This is a genomic window from Oceanisphaera ostreae (assembly GCF_042676125.1).
Classification (GTDB): Bacteria; Pseudomonadota; Gammaproteobacteria; order Enterobacterales; family Aeromonadaceae; genus Oceanimonas; species Oceanimonas ostreae.
In genome coordinates this window covers 111,574-127,505 of the sequence record NZ_JBHTJS010000036.1, presented here as the reverse complement: position 1 = coordinate 127,505, position 15,932 = coordinate 111,574, and the positions used below count along the sequence as shown (strand labels likewise).

Sequence of the window (15,932 nt, the reverse complement as noted above, 5' to 3'; positions counted from 1 at the left end):
CACTAATTACCCGCAGCAGCTTATCGTCACGGCGTTTAATGACCACCGTCAAGAAGCAAAAGGGGCAAGAATCACCAATAAGTCGGGTTAATGAGATCCGCATCTAGTCTCTACCTTGTGATAGGACTCAGCAACATATATTGTATTAGCTATTATTGTGCAAAATCATTCAATTAGGCATCTTGCTGCGCTAAATAGCTAATATCGACACTCTCGTTTAGCTTACTCAAACGGCTCGATATAAATTTATCTCGGGGAGATAAGGTGGCGTCTGAAACCGCGGCTATTGATGATCAGCTTATATTGCTAAAAATACGGTTTGCCGAAAGAACAGCCGCGCAATTAGATGCCCTATGGTGCAATCTTGCTACTTGGCAAAACGGCCACTACGCTCATGAAGATACCGAGTCTCTTTACCTGTTATTACATCAATTAGCGGAATCATCAGGCAATTTTGGTTTTAATCAGCTAGGCCAACAAGCGGCCAGAGCAGAAAAAATAAAACACAATTGTTAGTAATTGGCGAAGAGCTGAAACTTAATGCCGCCGATGGAGCGCTTTATCTGCGCAAACATCCATGTCGTCATGGTGCTAACTGCTATTTTCCTAGGGATAATAAGTAATGGATATATTGTTGCTAGAAGACGATTCCTTGGTGGCCGAGCTGATAGGGTTAGTATTGAGTGGCACTATTACCGGCGCGAAAGTTCGCTACACCACTTTAGTTTCGCAGGCAAAAGTAGCCTGGAACACACAGCCAGCCCAGCTGGTTATCTGCGATCGAAACCTACCGGATGGCTCTGGCCTAGATTTGGTCAAGCTGATACGCAGTGAAGATAAAACTACCCCTATCGTGATGATCAGCGCTCACTCTGACCGAGAGGCCGTGATTAGCGCTTTGCAGTACGGCATTAGCGAATTTATCGCAAAACCTTTTAATGTAACCATGCTGCAGCAAAGGCTACTCCCCATACTAGAGTCCTTATCGACAGCCGATGATGATGATCAACTGATACCCGAACTTGATGCTTGGCTGGCAAAAGCATTGACTGACAAGCTTCGCTTGCCTTCCGACATTGCCCCAGAAAACGTTTTACCCTTACTGGCCCAGAGTAATGAGCTATCCCCTTCGGAGCTGGCTCGTCTATGGCAAAAAGAAACCGTACTGTCTGCACGTTTACTCAATTTGGCCAATAGCGCCTCGCTGCAGCGCAGCGGCAAACCGTTGAGCCGATTGGATGAGGCCATCAGTACACTGGGTATCGATATGGCACTGAGCCTCGCCATGGCATTGGCGCTCGATATTACCGGCTCATTAAGTGACAAACGGTTAGTGACATTGGCGCTTCATCATTACGCAACCGCAGAACAGGTTGCAAGCATAGCTCGAGCCATGGCCATCAGCATAGGCCTAGATGGACTCAGCTGTTACACGGCCGGCTTACTCAGCCGTGTTGGTGAGCTTTCGACATTACGCACCCTGCAAGACTTTATCACCTTAGGGGGAAGCTTGGATGAGCTACAAATCACCTCAAAGTTAGCTGAATGGGCACCTAACTACGGTAATCGTATCAAGCAACAATGGGGCTTACCCTTGCCGGTAAGGGAGCTCATCGGTGCCATCCATATGACGCCTAGCCATGCTACCCAGCGGGCCTTACTGGTCATGCATTTGGCCGGATTGAGAGTGGCATCACAATTACATACGCCAGAGGCATTACGTATGTTGCGCCAGTCTGGGTTAGACGTCGAAAAATGGGCAACAAAAAAAGCACCGTACACCACCGCTAATGCGCCAGTTCAGGCTGAAGAACTTCCTGATACAAGTAATTAACCAAGTCTCGCGCGCATTTTATATGCGGAAAAATTAGTGGCATTACGCGTCTGACAAGCTAAAAAAGCCGAACTTGTAGAGTTCGGCTTTTTTATGTTTTGTCGTTTTCCTGACGAAAGTCAGCATCTAGATTTTTTGTAGGCTCGAATTTATTAGGCCCTACGCGCTACACCGAAACCCTAGTACTCTTCCTCGTCTTCCTGTTTACGAGGTGAGCTGCGTAAGTGGTGGGTTTTAAGATCATACCGCTCTTTAATCACATCTTTAACGGTGCCTTCCCATAACTTTATACCCACAAAGTAACCGGCTCTGGCCAGTACGTGAGCGGCCACTGGAGCGGTCACCAACACAAACACGATCATCGCTAAGGCTCGCACCACCAGGCTGATATCGTCGCTGTAATACACCACAAAACCACAGGTCATCATACCAATGCCTAAGGCTCCCGCCTTACTGGTGGCGTGCATTCGCGTTAGCAAGTCGGGCATACGAATAATACCGATACCCGACAACAGCATCAGAAATGCCCCTAATAACAAGAATAAACTGGTGATCACTTCAGTCGTCATGGCGTTGGCCTCCTCGTTCTAGATAGCGGGCAAAACCCACCGCCGTCATAAACGACGTTAATGCCAGTACTAAGGCCACATCAATCAACTGGGGGACGTCATAACGAATGCTATAAAGCACAATAAAGCCCACCGTCATCGAGGCAATCACTTCCAATGCCACCACCCGGTCGGGCAAGGTTGGCCCGCGCAATAGTCGTATGGTTGCTAGCACCAGCCCTATACTTAAAAAAATAAAAGATAACGTAATAGTAATTTCAAGCATGGTTTACCTCAGCAAATTCAGCACTCGGGCTTCTAGTGTCTTAAGCTCAGCCAATTGGCTTGCTTCGTCATCCAGATACATAAGGTGCACATAGAGCACCTTGCGGTCACTGGACACATCCAGTGCCAACGAGCCCGGTGTCACGGTAATTAGATTTGCAAATACACTAATAGCCGCCTCATCTTTAAGATCTAACGGAATGGCAATAACACCTGGACGCATTAAGTGCGTTGGGGTTAACACGTCGTAGGCGACTCGAGCGTTGGCCTTGGTCAGGTCCCAGATAAAAAATAAAATGAAGCTGATAATTTTCGGGAGCTTGCCAAAATAATTAGCAAACATGGGTTTATCTCGAGCCACATACGCCAGCACCAAATAGCTCAACAACATGCCGGCAAATAGATTACCAATGCTGTAGTTGCCCGACAAAATGACCCAAAACAGGGCCAATAACATGTTCCAGCCAAATGCCTTCATGTGCCACTCCTTGGGTCAACCGATCCTAATACCGCTTCAATATAATAGCTGGGCGTTAATAACTGATCTGCGGTATCCAGTGCCAATTGCACAAACCACTCGGCACCTAAGCCGATAGTTAAGGTCATTAATGCCAAAACTATTACTGGCGAATACAACACATAACGGCTGGGGTCATCCTCACCACGCAGCGGTTTAGCCTCATCTGGTAAGGGCTTCCAAAACGCTTCTGCCCAGATCTTGACCATAGAATAGAGGGTTAATAGGCCCACCAATAAGGCAATACCCACCATCCACCAAGCCCCTTCCAGCACTCCGGCCTTGATCACCGTATATTTGGCAAAAAAGCCCGACAGCGGCGGTATACCCGCCAGCGACATGGCGGGAATAAGAAACAACAAGGCCAACCAAGGCGTAGAACGATACAAGCCACCCAGCTTCGCCAAATCGTAACTACCATGATAGCGATACATAATACCGCTGATCAAAAACAGGTTAGTTTTCACTATAATGTGGTGAAAAATATAGAAAACACCGCCGGCAATAGCCAGCGGAGTAAACAGCGCCAGCCCTACCAGCATATAACCAATTTGGCTTACGATGTGAAAAGACAGAATACGCCGTACTTCAAACTGTGCCGCGGCTCCCAGCACCCCCGTTAACATGGTGAAAATACCCATACCCATTAGAATATGGTGATGAGTAAGGCTGACGTCTTGCACAAAAATCAGGCTAAATACCCTATACAGCGCATACACCCCTACCTTAGTTAGCAAACCGGCAAACACCGCCGAAATCGCCACCGGCGGCGTGTGATAAGACGCAGGCAACCAGAAAAACAACGGAAACGCCGCCGCCTTAATACCAAATGCAACTAAAAACAGCATGGCAATCACGGTGACTAGCCCCGGCTGATCGCTACTGGATAGCTTTACTGCCAAGTCCGCCATATTCAAGGTGCCGGCATAGCCATATAGCAAGCCCACCGCCGTTAAAAATAGTGCCGACGATAATAAGTTTAAGGTCACATATTTAAGCGCGCCTTCCATTTGCGCCCGTTCGCCACCCAAAATCATTAGGCCAAACGAAGCCACTAGCATGATCTCAAACCACACGTAGAGGTTAAAGATATCGCCAGTTAAAAACGCCCCGACTACCCCAGCCAACATTAGGTGCAGTAGCGGATAATAACCAAAGGCTTCATGATTACGACTCATGGTAGCCAGCGAATAAATAGCCACACTAAAACCAATAATGCCGGCGACCAGTACCATAATGGCGCTAAGTAAGTCAGCCACCAGCGTAATGCCATAAGGGGCAGACCAATTGCCCATATACGCCACCAAAATGCCTTCTTGGCGTACTTGTATAAACAAGTTAATACCAGCCCACAATAAACCGGCACCGGACAACACAGACAACCAGCGCTGCGCTAGTCGCGAGCGCCAGCAGGCCAAGGTGAGTGCACCCGCCAGCATGGGGATAAAAATAGGTAAAATTACGGCTATATTCACAAGTCGGTACTCTTCATTTCGTTCATGTCATCGGCGCCTATTACTTCATAAGCACGGTGAATGAGCACTACGGCAAAAGCGAGTACCCCAAAACTAATAACAATGGCGGTTAAGATTAATGCCTGTGGCAAAGGATCTGCCATGGGGGCCGTCGCCTGCTCTAGGCCCTTGGGAATTAACGGCGGAGCGCCACGTACTAAGCCTCCTCCGGTTAAAATCAGTAAATTGGCGGCGTTAGAAAGAATCATCAGCCCGATCACCAATTTTACAATGCTGCGTCTGAGCATCATAAATAAAGCAGTGGCGTACAAACCGCCAATCACGAAAGCGAATAAAGTTTCCATTACTCCCCTACCTTAGCTAGCGACAGCAAGATGGTTGAAACAACACCAATCACCACTAAGTACACGCCAATATCGAATATTAATGGTGTACTTACTGCTAAATCGCCAATGCCGGGAACATAAATATTGGCCCATTGGCTGGTTAAAAATGGCTGGCCCCGAAACACCACACCCACCATGCCACTTAATAGCGCCAATATGAGGCCCACGCCCATGAGCAGCTGGCTTTCTACCTTTAACAGCTTCTTAGTACTGCTAGCATCAAAGGCAAACAAATGCAGAGCAAAGGCACTGGAGGCGACCAGCCCCGCAATAAAGCCACCGCCAGGTTCATTATGGCCGCGCAACAGTAAAAAAATAGAAAACAGCAATAACAACGGCACCAACATACGGGTGGATGTTTGCAAAATTATCGACGAATCAGATCTCATTTATGTGACTCCCAACGGAAACGGATCATGGCGTTTACGCCAATGGCAGCCAGAGCCAGCACAAAGATTTCCCCTAGGGTATCCAGCGCACGAAAATCCACCAAAATCACGTTAACGATATTGCGACCGTGGGCCATCACATAGCTATTGGCCACTAAGTACTCGGTAATGCCCTCACCCGGCAACGATATTTGATTAACAGTGAGTAGCATCATGGTCACTAACACACCAAAAGCACCTGCCACTATCGCATCTCGCCAACGTACTAATGGGCTCGCTAAGTCCTGAAAGCCCGGCAACCGGAATAAGACCAACACCAGCATAATCACGGTAAGGGTCTCAACTAATATCTGGGTAATAGCCAAGTCTGGGGCACTAAAAAACACATAAACCATCGCCATGGCAAAACCAAGCACACCCAATGCAGCAACCGACCCTAATCGTAATCGTGTCACACAGGCATACACAACTGCCACCAACATCAGTAGTGCGATAACGACCTCATAAAAGCTCACATCGGCAAACGACAGCGAATAAACAAATGCATCTTCAGACCAGAATACATAGGCTAATAGCGCAATAGTAGTGATCAATATGGTCAGAATATAGTTCGCCATATAGCCATTTTGCAGTATTCGAGTTTGGGTTTTAGCCAGCCAGACTAGGCCATCCATCATCCGCTCGTAGTTCCGCTCTGGGCCATAGACCAAGGGGTCAACGACCTTAGCCAACGGCTCACGAACCTGCTGCCAATAACGGTATAAAAACCAACCACACACCATCGCTAAACCACTGAGCAATAGCGGCACATTAATACCGTGCCACACGGCTAAATCAAGCTCGACCTCGGCGCCGCCACTAATGGCCGTAATCGCAGCCTGCAGTAAGGGGGAAACTACACTCGGCGCCAGCCCCATTAGCAAGCTGAGTACTGCTAATACCGAAAAGCCCAATCGCATCGACCAAGGCGCTTCGTGTGGTGTTTTCGGTGTCATGCTATAAGCGCCATAAAACGGCTTAATGGCCACCAAAGCACTGGCTGCCACTATGCTAATGGCGGTGATCACCGACAGTACAATGAGTAGACCAGACAAATTAGCGCTGGTTAAGGCGGCGCTAAACATCAGCTCTTTAGCAATAAAGCCAAATAAGGGGGGAATACCCGCCAGCGACAGCGCTGCAATGGTTACAAACAACGTGGTATGGGGCATATATTTGCGCAAGCCACTGAGGTCTCGCACATCTTTGGTGCCAGTAACGTGGTCTAAGGTGCCCGCCGCCATAAAGAGCGCGCCTTTATACAGGGCGTGAGCCAGCAAAAATACCATCGCCGCTTCTAGCGCGTGAGGAGTACCAATACCAATTAGCATGGTCAAGGTACCCAGCGCCATCACGGTAGAAAACGCCAAAATACGTTTAAGATCCGTGCTGCACACCGCCATAATCGCGCCCAGCGTCATGGTGACGCCACCAAATAGCGACAGCGTAATGGTCCACGGCTCAAAATCCGCCATCATAGGCTGCAAGCGTGCCATTAAATAAATGCCCGCTTTCACCATGGTGGCCGAGTGTAAGTAGGCACTTACTGGCGTGGGGGCTGCCATGGCATTAGGCAACCAGAAATGAAATGGCGTTTGTGCAGACTTGGTAAAGGCACCCAGCAAGATCAGCCCCATCATGGCCAAAAACAGCGGGTTGTCTTGCAGCGAGGTCCCCTGAGCGAGCAGCTCGGTCATCTCGAAACTGCCACCAATATGGCCCAGTAAAATAAGGCCGGTCATTAGCGCTAACCCGCCACCCACGGTAATAAAGAAGCCCTGCAGGGCCGCCTTGCGGGCTTTTTCTTGTTCGTGATTAAAGCCAATCAGCAAATAAGAGGTAAAACTGGTTAGCTCCCAAAATACAAACATCGCAATCAGGTTACTGGATAGCACCAGCCCCAGCATCGCCGCCATAAATGCCAGCAGATACATTAATAGCTTATGAATATCTTGATGCCCGTGCAGATAACGACCGGCATAAATAAAGATAAAGGTACCAATTCCCGTGATCAGCAAAGCAAACATCAAGCTAAGGCCGTCGACCATCAAGCTCAGATTAATATCTAAACTTGGGATCCAGCGATAACTGTAATGTATCGTTTCACCGGCGGTAACGGCCGGCCAAAAACTCAAAAAGTAAACAAACAATGCCGCAGGCAGCGCAGACAAGTACCAGCCGATTTTATCTCCCATTACAGGAGCTAATCGGGGTACCAGCAACGCTAAAATAAAGCCTGCTAGAATGGCAACAAGCATAGGAAACGCCTCCTTTCCTTGCCTGTTCAGGCAATAGAATAAGCTGAAAATAGGGGGGAGATGACACAGTGCAGAGGCTATAGTAAGAATTTTTTTCGATTAACTTTCAAAAAGTTAATCGATTTTTTTATATTATTATGGTCGAAGATACTACAAGTCGATTTAACAAAACGCAAGCAGGGCCATGTGTTTAGCCCCGCTTTTCATGCTAATTGAGAGCTCGCGCAAAGTGACAACAAGTTCAGTAATAAATTTATTCACAAAGCAAAAAAATGATCTACCGGGCCACGACCTTGACCAATACGCACTCGGCTACCCGCTAAAATGGCCTGATCAATATAATGCTTTGCCCGTGCAACGGCTTCTTCCATAGTAAAGCCTTGGCCCAAGTAGCACGCCAACGCCGCCGATAAAGTACAGCCGGTGCCATGGGTATTACCGGTCATTACTCTTGGGGTATCAAAGCAGCGCACTTGGCCCGCACTCAATAACCAGTCGGGGCTGCGGGCTTCTTGTTGCAAGAAGCCGCCTTTCAGTAATACGGCGCCACAATCTAGCTTGGCCAACCCCACAAACAACGACTCAACATCATCCAGTCGCGTCGGCAATGGCGCATCAAGCAGTGCCGCCGCCTCGGGTAAGTTAGGGGTGATCACATCGGCCAGCGGCAGCAACTCTTCGCGCAGGCAGTTCACCGCATCGTCGGCCAGCAGCATATCGCCATTAGCCGTCACCATCACCGGGTCGACCACCAAGTGCGCCGGGCGATAACGACGCAAGGCCGCCGCCACGGTACGAATGGTGTCGCTGTCGCCCAGCATGCCCACCTTCACGGCGGTCACCGCTAAGTCGCTGAACACTGCATCAAGCTGCGCTTGAATAATATGTTGCGGGGTTGGGTGCACCGCGGTCACGCCTTGGGTATTTTGTGCGGTTAATGCCGTAATAACCGAACAGGCATAACCGCCGGTAGCAGAAATGGCTTTAATATCGGCTTGAATACCGGCACCGCCGCCGCTGTCAGACCCGGCAATGGTCAGTACTATTGGTTTTTGCTGATGGTTTTTTTGTTTGCTGATGTCTTGTTCGGTCACGGGTTGCTTGGGCATTTCCTTGGCTCCTTCGGGCGAAGAAACCACCGGCAAACTTGAATTTGCCCGTTAGTTTCCTACGCCAGTATTAACTGGATCAGGTACAGCGGGTCCGGTATACACCGTCTCAGCCTGCTTAAGGCTCCCCGACTAACAATGAAGCCGATAATAGCGACCTAGGGCTTGAAAAGAAAGCCGTACCCCTTCGGGAGCTATAAGCTTGAAGCTGTAAGCCGTAAGTTAAAGATTAAGAACAAAGGCTAAAGATAGCTCTGCAACGGAATCCACACCTCTTTACTTATAAGAAGCACAGAAAAATAGTGATCAAATCTGAAAGAGATTTTTAATGGTAAAAGCAAAGACCCAAGCAAAACTGACAGGCGGACCCCACGAGCGAGTGTTGAGTTTTTAGTGTTGAATGCTGATCGTCATTGCGAGGAGTGAAGCGACGCGGCAATCTATGTTTGGACACAGTGCTGGTTTGTAGCATGGAAAGACCGCGCTGCCTTAACGTATCGCGTACAGCGCAAGACGTAGAGCGATGTCTTTGTAGGGGCGAATTCATTCGCACAAGAACTCAGTGCGAAATACTGGGATGAAACAGTTAAAGGCAGGCACAGGCGAATAGGCCAGACCCCGCTTTCATGCAGCGGGGCTTTAAAACCATTCTGCTCCGCAGAACCCACAGCGGTCGTGTGGGACTACAAAACCGTAGCGCGGTGTAAATCTGCATAAAAAAAACCGAACCAACCGGCTCGGTTTTTCTTTAACTTATGGCTTACAGCTTACGGCTTAAAGCTGTGGCTAATGCGCCTGATCCCAGTTATCACCTTCACCGGCTTCAACCAGCAAGGGTACGTCTATGCTGGCAGCGTGTTCCATTAGCTCGCAAATTTTCAGCTTAAATTCCGCGACTTTATCTTCGCGGATTTCAAACACCAATTCATCGTGCACCTGCATGATCATGCGCACTTCGCCATCGGCTTGTTGCGGTAGCCATTCGGCAACTTTGATCATCGCCTTCTTAATGATGTCGGCGGCGGTGCCCTGCATAGGCGCGTTAATAGCGGCACGCTCCGCGCCTTTGCGGCGCGCACCGTTTTTGGCGTTAATTTCTGGCAAATATAAACGACGACCAAACAGCGTAGACACGTAACCTTTATCTGCCGCCAAAGCGCGAGTGTCTTCCATGTATTTCAACACGCCGGGGTAGCGCTCAAAATAGATATCCATATAAGACTGGGCCTCATGACGTGGAATGCCCAACTGACGAGATAAACCGAAGGCGCTCATGCCGTAGATCAAACCAAAGTTAATGGCCTTGGCGCGACGACGCTGCTCGGTAGTCACGCTATCGAGATCGACACCAAATACCTCGGCGGCAGTGGCCTTGTGCACATCTAAACCCTTGGCAAAGGCATCGAGCAGTCCTTTGTCTTTGGATAAGTGCGCCATAATGCGCAGTTCAATTTGCGAGTAATCCGCCGCCACTAACTGATAACCCGGCTCAGCAATAAAGGCTTGGCGAATGCGTCGCCCCTCTGGAGTCCGAATTGGAATATTTTGCAGGTTAGGATCCGAGGACGACAAACGCCCTGTCGCCGCGTTCGCCTGATGATACGAAGTATGAATGCGACCGCTGTGCTGGTTGACCATTTTCGGCAACTTATCGGTATAAGTCGATTTCAGCTTACTTAAGCCACGATATTCCATCAATAGCTTAGGCAGTGGATAATCCAGCGCTAGCTCTTGCAGCACTTCTTCTGCAGTAGACGGGGCGCCCTTGGGCGTCTTCTTTAATATCGGCAGCTCTAGCTTGGTAAACAGAATTTCACCCAGCTGCTTAGGCGAGCTTAAGTTAAAGGGGCCACCCGCTAACTCATGGGCTTCAAGTTCTAATTCTTTTAAGCGCTTGGCAATCTCATCGCTTTGGATGGCTAGTAATTGGCTGTCCACCTTAACGCCGGTGTATTCCATTTGCGCCAGAATGGGCACCAAAGGCATTTCAATGTCGGTGAATACGCTTTCTAACTCAGGTTCTGCCGCTAACTGCTCAGATAAGTGATGGTGCAAACGCAGCGTAATATCCGCATCTTCGGCGGCATAAAAAGCCGCTTCTTCTAGCGGTATCTGGTTAAAGGTCAGCTGCTTTGCGCCCTTGCCAGCAATGGCTTCAAACGGCGTGGTGGCATGATTTAAAAAGAAGTTCGCCATGCTGTCCATGTCGTGACGGGTTTGTACTGAGTTCAGTACATAAGACTCCAGCATGGTGTCTAGCCCAATGCCTTGCATGTGAATGCCGTGATTTTTTAGCACGTTGGCATCGTACTTAAGGTTTTGGCCCAACTTAATGGGCAATTCGGCTTCTAGCAGTGGCTTTATTGCGGCCAGCACAACGTCTTCACTTAACTGTTCGGGGGCATCTAAATAATCGTGACCAAAGGGCACATACGCTGCCTCACCCGCTTTCACCGAAAACGACATACCGACCACTCTGGCATCACGATAATTGAGGCTGGTGGTTTCGGTATCGAAGGCGAAATACGGAGCCTTGGCCAGTCGCGCTATCCACTCTTGTAACTGTGCTTCGGTTAGTATGGTGTGATAGTCCACTGCCATAGCAGGTACCGCAGGAATGGCCTCAATCTCGGCTTGCTCTGGGTCTAGCTCGGCCAACAGATTACGGAACTCATACTCCTGGTACAGCGCCTTCAGCGCTTCGGTATCAGGCGGGGTTTGCAATAGTTCGGCGGGGCCACAATGTAGCTCAACATCGGTTTTAATGGTGGCAAGCGTATAGGATAAGTCCAAAATATCTTTATGTTCTAAAAACTTAGCGGCAAAGCTTTTTGAGCCACGAAAGCCAAGATCCGCCACTTTATCGGTATTGGCGGCGATCTGTTCAATCGACCCTAACCCTTGCAGCAAAGCAACGGCCGTTTTCTCGCCCACGCCGGGCATGCCCGGAATGTTATCTACCTTATCGCCTACCAACGCCAGTAGGTCGATAATCAACTCGGGCGGCACGCCAAATTTTTCGATTACGCCGTCTCGGTCCATAAAAATATTTTTCATGGTGTCCATCAACAACACATGATCGGTCACCAGTTGCGCCATATCTTTATCGCCGGTGCTGATCACCACATCCAGCTGCTGCTCGGTTGCCTGACGTGCTAGCGTGCCGATCACATCATCCGCTTCTACACCGCTTTCGATCAGCAAGGGTAAACCCATGGCTTTAATGATGTTATGAATCGGCTCTATTTGGCTGCGCAAGTCATCCGGCATCGACGGTCGTTGTGCCTTATATTCCGAGTACAGATCATCGCGAAAGGTCTTGCCCTTGGCATCAAATACGACCGTGACTTGCGAGTCGGGAAACTGCTTATGCAGGCTGCGCAGCATGTTCGTGACCACACGAATAGCCCCACTTGGGCGACCATCGCTGGTGCGCAGATCCGCCTTTAAGGAGGCAAAATAGGCACGATAAAGATAGGAAGATCCATCAACTAGGATCAGCGGTTTGGAAGGAATGGCAACCATGGTGTCGTTCTCGTTAATGCGTTGGCCGTTAGCATGCCACAGCCAAGCCGCGGGCACCATGGCAGCGCCATTCAACCCTGTGGATAACTCTGTGCAAAGGTGATCTTGATAAGATCTTGATCTTATTTTTTAATCTATATTTATCAATAAGTTAAGAATAATTAACCAATATCTAATTAAGATCTTGCAATGTGGAAAATCTTTATCGCACGTGATCTGCACAATTATTAACCGAAATAAATGCTAGCATGATATGAATGCTTCATTTAGTGGTAAATAGGGAATTTGGCATGACAGATATATAAAACATAGCTATTTGCTGGTCACTATCCGCTGCCGAATATATCAAAGCTTAGCTGGCATTTTTTACCACGCAATCTACAGACGAAATATAAGAACTGATAATGCTTAGAATACAGGTTAGATTTAACTCTTTACGCCTTACCCTCACCTGTTTTTTTGCGTAGCAATTAAGGAGACTGATATGAAAAAGGTTGCCATTATCTTAAGTGGTTGCGGTGTCTACGATGGCTCAGAAATTCACGAGGCCGTGTTGTGTATGTTGCATTTGGCAAGACAAGGCGCCAGCTATCAATGCTTTGCTCCCGATAAGCCTCAAGGTCAGGTTATTAATCACATTACCGGTGAAGAAGAGCAAATCAGCCGCAATGTGCTGGTTGAAGCGGCGCGCATTGCCCGCGGCGATATTAAACCGTTAACCGAGCTCAACACCGCAGACTTTGATGCCCTGCTACTGCCGGGTGGTTTTGGTGTGGCTAAAAACCTCAGTGACTTTGCCGCACAAGGAGCAGACGCTCAACTTGATGCACACGTGCTGGCAGCCTGTAAGGCTTTTGCTGCCGCGCGCAAACCCGCCGGATATTGCTGCATAGCTCCTATATTGATACCCCGCGTGTATCCCGCAGGTGTGAAAGGCACCATAGGCACAGAAACCGGAGTGGCAGAGGCGTTTACCGCCATGGGCGGCGAGCATATCGGCTGCGTCGTTACCGATGTGGTAGAAGACAGCCGTTATCAGGTTATTTCTACCCCCGCCTATATGCTGGCGAAAACGATTACCGAAGCCGATACCGGCATTGGCAAGTTGGTAAAGCGACTGCTGGAGATGTAATCGTCGATTTGTTGCGTAACGCTGCTGGTTGCGGTTATATGTGATTAACTTGTAAAATCTGGCGGACGACTGCTGACCAACATAACAGCGCTTCTTTCGTCACGCCATCCAACGATGGCGACGCCCTAACATGGTGCCGTTAGGCACAAGGAGAATAAATAATGCTTAAGTCCATTACGCTACTGGGTAGCGCCCTTGCCTTGTCTGCCACTATGCTCACGCCGGCCATGGCAGCCGATACCGTTAAAGTAGGTATGTCCGGCCGTTATTATCCTTTTACCTTTGTTAAACAAGACAAGCTGCAAGGGTTTGAAGTCGACGTATGGAACGAAATTGGTGAGCGTTTAGACAAAGAAGTTGAGTTTGTAACGACTAGCTTCTCTGGGCTATTCGGCATGTTGGAAACGGGCCGTATTGATACCATTGCCAATCAGATCACCATTACACCAGAACGCCTAGAGCAATATAATTTTTCCACTCCCTATGTCTATGACGGCGCGCAAATCGTGGTACGTAAAGGCAACGACAGCATTCAAGGAATGGAAGATCTCAAAGGCAAGAAAGTAGCGGTTAACCTAGGATCTAACTTCGAACAGCTGATGCGCAAGCAAGATACCAATAATGAAATTAATATCATCACCTATGAAACCAATCTTGAGCAAGACGTGGCTCTGGGTCGTACCGATGCTTTCGTGATGGACAGAGTAGGCTCTGCTCAGTTGATTAAAGAAGCCGGCTTGCCATTGCAACTAGCCGGAAAGCCTTTCGATACCCTGGAAAATGCCTTTCCCTTCCTGAAAACACCTGAGCAGGAAGCTCTACTGGCTGAAGTGAATCAAGCGCTGGCCGATATGCGATCCGACGGCACTCTGACGACTATATCTGAGCTGTGGTTAGGCGCAGACATTAGCAGTAAATAATATGCAATTTGATTTTGACTATACGCTGGCGCTATTTCCTATCTTGTTCAAATATTTGGGCACTACCATGGAAATGGCGCTGCTAGGCTTTGTATTCGCCCTTATTATTGCCGGGGCGCTGGCAATAATAAGAACTTTTCAGCTACCTGGGCTTAATGCTCTGGCCAAGCTGTTTATCTCTTTTTTTCGTGGCACCCCGCTGCTAGTACAGCTGTTTTTGCTTTATTACGGCCTGCCGCAGATTATGCCAATTTTTATTGGTATCAACGCCTTCAGCGCCGCCGTCATTGGCTTAACGCTACACTTTTCTGCTTATATGGCAGAGTCGATTCGTGCCGCCATTTTAGGGGTACATAAAAGTCAGATGGAAGCGGCCATGAGCATTGGCATGACACGTAGCCAGGCCATGCGGCGCATTATTTTGCCCCAGGCCGCCCGCGTCGCGACCCCTTCGCTGATGAACTACTTTATCGACATGATCAAGAGTACTTCCCTTGCCTTCACCCTAGGTGTGGCTGAAATTATGGCGTCGGCACAAAAAGAAGCCTCCAGCAGTTTCAAATTTTTTGAGTCTTTCATTGCTGTCGCCCTCATTTACTGGGCCGTGGTGGTGTTTTTTACCTATTTGCAGACGTTATTAGAGCGACGGCTCAATGCCGCTTACTAGGAGCCCCATGATTACCTTACGCAATCTGACCAAAATTTATCATGGCCAAACCGTGCTCAACGACATCAGTCTAGACATTGCAAAAGGCGAAATTGTGGTGATCCTGGGGCCATCTGGTACCGGAAAATCCACGCTGTTGCGCTGTCTTAACCTGTTAGAAACACCAGAGGCTGGCAGCCTAGACATAGACGGCTTCGCTATTAACTTGGCCAAACACCGTAGCAAAGACGCCATTGAGTTGCGCAAACGCACTTCTTTTGTATTTCAAAATTATGCCTTGTTTGCCAATAAGACGGCTCGCGATAACATCGCCGAAGGGTTGATTACCGTTTGGAACAAATCCAAGGCCGAAGCTCACGCCGAGGCGCTGCGTATTCTCGGTGATATCGGGCTTGAGGATAAAGCCAATGCTTACCCCTCTTCTTTATCGGGTGGCCAGCAGCAGCGCATAGGTATAGGCCGAGCCATGGCCAGCCATGCCAAGGTGATGCTGTTTGATGAACCCACCTCGTCATTGGATCCTGAGTGGGTGGATGAAGTATTGGGCCTGATGAAAAATCTGGCGCTGGCACACCAAACCATGGTGGTCGTGACTCACGAAATCGGCTTTGCTCGAGATGTAGCCGACCGCGTAATCTTTATGGATGGCGGGCACATCGTAGAACAAGGCCCGCCTGAAATATTGCTGACTAATCCCAGCGATCCCCGCACCCGCGCTTTTTTACGCAAGGTGTTGCCAGCGGCTTAAAAACCTCAGATTTCAAGCCAGAGACAAAAATCCCCCTCTAACCTAGTGGCAGAGGGGGTGTTAAGAACATTTAACCTCGTTCAGTTATACCAAGCGGAAC

The 15,932-nt window shown here is 48.9% G+C and carries 15 protein-coding genes and 1 riboswitch; of the genes, 6 read left to right on the top strand and 9 right to left on the bottom strand.

Features of this window, described 5'->3' with window-relative positions; all coding sequences use genetic code 11:
• Window positions 1-264: 264 nt before the first annotated feature.
• Together ACFQ1C_RS10300 and ACFQ1C_RS10295 are read left to right on the top strand one after the other, a co-directional pair.
• Window positions 265-516: an Hpt domain-containing protein gene (locus tag ACFQ1C_RS10300; protein WP_379558521.1), complete on the top strand. Its 252-nt coding sequence runs from the start codon at window positions 265-267 to the stop codon at window positions 514-516.
• Between the two features lie 106 nt (window positions 517-622).
• Window positions 623-1,834, top strand: a complete 1,212-nt coding sequence (locus tag ACFQ1C_RS10295) for a response regulator (RefSeq protein ID WP_379558520.1) — start codon at window positions 623-625, stop codon at window positions 1,832-1,834.
• A gap of 179 nt (window positions 1,835-2,013) precedes the next feature.
• Here the strand turns inward: ACFQ1C_RS10295 and mnhG are convergent, their stop codons facing one another.
• From mnhG to polA, 9 genes are all read right to left on the bottom strand, one after another.
• On the bottom strand, window positions 2,014-2,403 hold the full coding sequence (mnhG, locus tag ACFQ1C_RS10290; RefSeq protein ID WP_379558519.1) for a monovalent cation/H(+) antiporter subunit G: 390 nt from the start codon (window positions 2,401-2,403) through the stop codon (window positions 2,014-2,016).
• Window positions 2,393-2,668 (bottom strand): monovalent cation/H+ antiporter complex subunit F, encoded by a 276-nt coding sequence (locus tag ACFQ1C_RS10285; RefSeq protein WP_379558518.1) that lies wholly within the window; start codon window positions 2,666-2,668, stop codon window positions 2,393-2,395. Before ACFQ1C_RS10285 ends, mnhG begins: the two co-directional genes overlap by 11 nt.
• A 3-nt stretch (window positions 2,669-2,671) precedes the next feature.
• Window positions 2,672-3,145 carry a Na+/H+ antiporter subunit E gene (locus ACFQ1C_RS10280; RefSeq protein ID WP_379558517.1) on the bottom strand — a complete coding sequence of 158 codons (474 nt, stop codon included), beginning with the start codon at window positions 3,143-3,145 and terminating at the stop codon, window positions 2,672-2,674.
• Window positions 3,142-4,659 carry a Na+/H+ antiporter subunit D gene (locus ACFQ1C_RS10275; protein ID WP_379558516.1) on the bottom strand — a complete coding sequence of 506 codons (1,518 nt, stop codon included), beginning with the start codon at window positions 4,657-4,659 and terminating at the stop codon, window positions 3,142-3,144. The genes ACFQ1C_RS10280 and ACFQ1C_RS10275 overlap by 4 nt, the downstream gene beginning before the upstream one ends.
• Entirely contained in the window at window positions 4,656-5,003 is a 348-nt protein-coding gene (locus ACFQ1C_RS10270; RefSeq protein ID WP_379558515.1) for a Na+/H+ antiporter subunit C, read from the bottom strand. Before ACFQ1C_RS10270 ends, ACFQ1C_RS10275 begins: the two co-directional genes overlap by 4 nt.
• Window positions 5,003-5,434 carry a Na+/H+ antiporter subunit B gene (locus ACFQ1C_RS10265; RefSeq protein WP_379558514.1) on the bottom strand — a complete coding sequence of 144 codons (432 nt, stop codon included), beginning with the start codon at window positions 5,432-5,434 and terminating at the stop codon, window positions 5,003-5,005. Before ACFQ1C_RS10265 ends, ACFQ1C_RS10270 begins: the two co-directional genes overlap by 1 nt.
• A complete protein-coding gene (locus ACFQ1C_RS10260) occupies window positions 5,431-7,731 on the bottom strand; it encodes a putative monovalent cation/H+ antiporter subunit A (protein ID WP_379558513.1) in 2,301 nt (766 codons plus the stop codon). The genes ACFQ1C_RS10265 and ACFQ1C_RS10260 overlap by 4 nt, the downstream gene beginning before the upstream one ends.
• 257 nt (window positions 7,732-7,988) lie before the next feature.
• The gene (thiD, locus tag ACFQ1C_RS10255; RefSeq protein ID WP_379558512.1) at window positions 7,989-8,840 is read right to left on the bottom strand and encodes a bifunctional hydroxymethylpyrimidine kinase/phosphomethylpyrimidine kinase; all 852 of its coding nucleotides are present in this window, start codon (window positions 8,838-8,840) and stop codon (window positions 7,989-7,991) included.
• Between the two features lie 39 nt (window positions 8,841-8,879).
• A riboswitch (TPP riboswitch) is annotated at window positions 8,880-8,981 on the bottom strand.
• Window positions 8,982-9,626: 645 nt separating this feature from the next.
• On the bottom strand, window positions 9,627-12,365 hold the full coding sequence (polA, locus tag ACFQ1C_RS10250; protein ID WP_379558588.1) for a DNA polymerase I: 2,739 nt from the start codon (window positions 12,363-12,365) through the stop codon (window positions 9,627-9,629).
• Window positions 12,366-12,849: 484 nt separating this feature from the next.
• On the opposite strand from polA, the gene elbB reads away from it, so the two are divergent.
• The 4 genes from elbB (at window position 12,850) to ACFQ1C_RS10230 (ending at window position 15,832) form a co-directional block, all read left to right on the top strand.
• Complete coding sequence (gene elbB / locus ACFQ1C_RS10245; RefSeq protein ID WP_379558511.1) at window positions 12,850-13,497, top strand: isoprenoid biosynthesis glyoxalase ElbB; 648 nt, start codon at window positions 12,850-12,852, stop codon at window positions 13,495-13,497.
• Between the two features lie 161 nt (window positions 13,498-13,658).
• Window positions 13,659-14,417 carry an amino acid ABC transporter substrate-binding protein gene (locus tag ACFQ1C_RS10240; protein ID WP_379558510.1) on the top strand — a complete coding sequence of 253 codons (759 nt, stop codon included), beginning with the start codon at window positions 13,659-13,661 and terminating at the stop codon, window positions 14,415-14,417.
• A gap of 1 nt (window position 14,418) precedes the next feature.
• A complete protein-coding gene (locus tag ACFQ1C_RS10235; protein WP_379558509.1) occupies window positions 14,419-15,084 on the top strand; it encodes an amino acid ABC transporter permease in 666 nt (221 codons plus the stop codon).
• A gap of 7 nt (window positions 15,085-15,091) precedes the next feature.
• Complete coding sequence (locus ACFQ1C_RS10230; RefSeq protein ID WP_379558508.1) at window positions 15,092-15,832, top strand: amino acid ABC transporter ATP-binding protein; 741 nt, start codon at window positions 15,092-15,094, stop codon at window positions 15,830-15,832.
• Window positions 15,833-15,932: the final 100 nt, after the last annotated feature.

Bases quoted from the DNA above. Each gene is read 5' to 3' on its own strand.
- ACFQ1C_RS10295 (WP_379558520.1), top strand. From the start codon at position 623: ATGGATATATTGTTGCTAGAAGACGATTCCTTGGTGGCCGAGCTGATA.
- ACFQ1C_RS10260 (WP_379558513.1), bottom strand. From the start codon at position 7,731: ATGCTTGTTGCCATTCTAGCAGGCTTTATTTTAGCGTTGCTGGTACCC.
- ACFQ1C_RS10265 (WP_379558514.1), bottom strand. From the start codon at position 5,434: ATGAGATCTGATTCGTCGATAATTTTGCAAACATCCACCCGTATGTTG.
- ACFQ1C_RS10235 (WP_379558509.1), top strand. From the start codon at position 14,419: ATGCAATTTGATTTTGACTATACGCTGGCGCTATTTCCTATCTTGTTC.
- mnhG (WP_379558519.1), bottom strand. From the start codon at position 2,403: ATGACGACTGAAGTGATCACCAGTTTATTCTTGTTATTAGGGGCATTT.
- polA (WP_379558588.1), bottom strand. From the start codon at position 12,365: ATGGTTGCCATTCCTTCCAAACCGCTGATCCTAGTTGATGGATCTTCC.
- ACFQ1C_RS10270 (WP_379558515.1), bottom strand. From the start codon at position 5,003: ATGGAAACTTTATTCGCTTTCGTGATTGGCGGTTTGTACGCCACTGCT.
- ACFQ1C_RS10280 (WP_379558517.1), bottom strand. From the start codon at position 3,145: ATGAAGGCATTTGGCTGGAACATGTTATTGGCCCTGTTTTGGGTCATT.
- ACFQ1C_RS10285 (WP_379558518.1), bottom strand. From the start codon at position 2,668: ATGCTTGAAATTACTATTACGTTATCTTTTATTTTTTTAAGTATAGGG.
- ACFQ1C_RS10240 (WP_379558510.1), top strand. From the start codon at position 13,659: ATGCTTAAGTCCATTACGCTACTGGGTAGCGCCCTTGCCTTGTCTGCC.
- thiD (WP_379558512.1), bottom strand. From the start codon at position 8,840: ATGCCCAAGCAACCCGTGACCGAACAAGACATCAGCAAACAAAAAAAC.
- elbB (WP_379558511.1), top strand. From the start codon at position 12,850: ATGAAAAAGGTTGCCATTATCTTAAGTGGTTGCGGTGTCTACGATGGC.
- ACFQ1C_RS10230 (WP_379558508.1), top strand. From the start codon at position 15,092: ATGATTACCTTACGCAATCTGACCAAAATTTATCATGGCCAAACCGTG.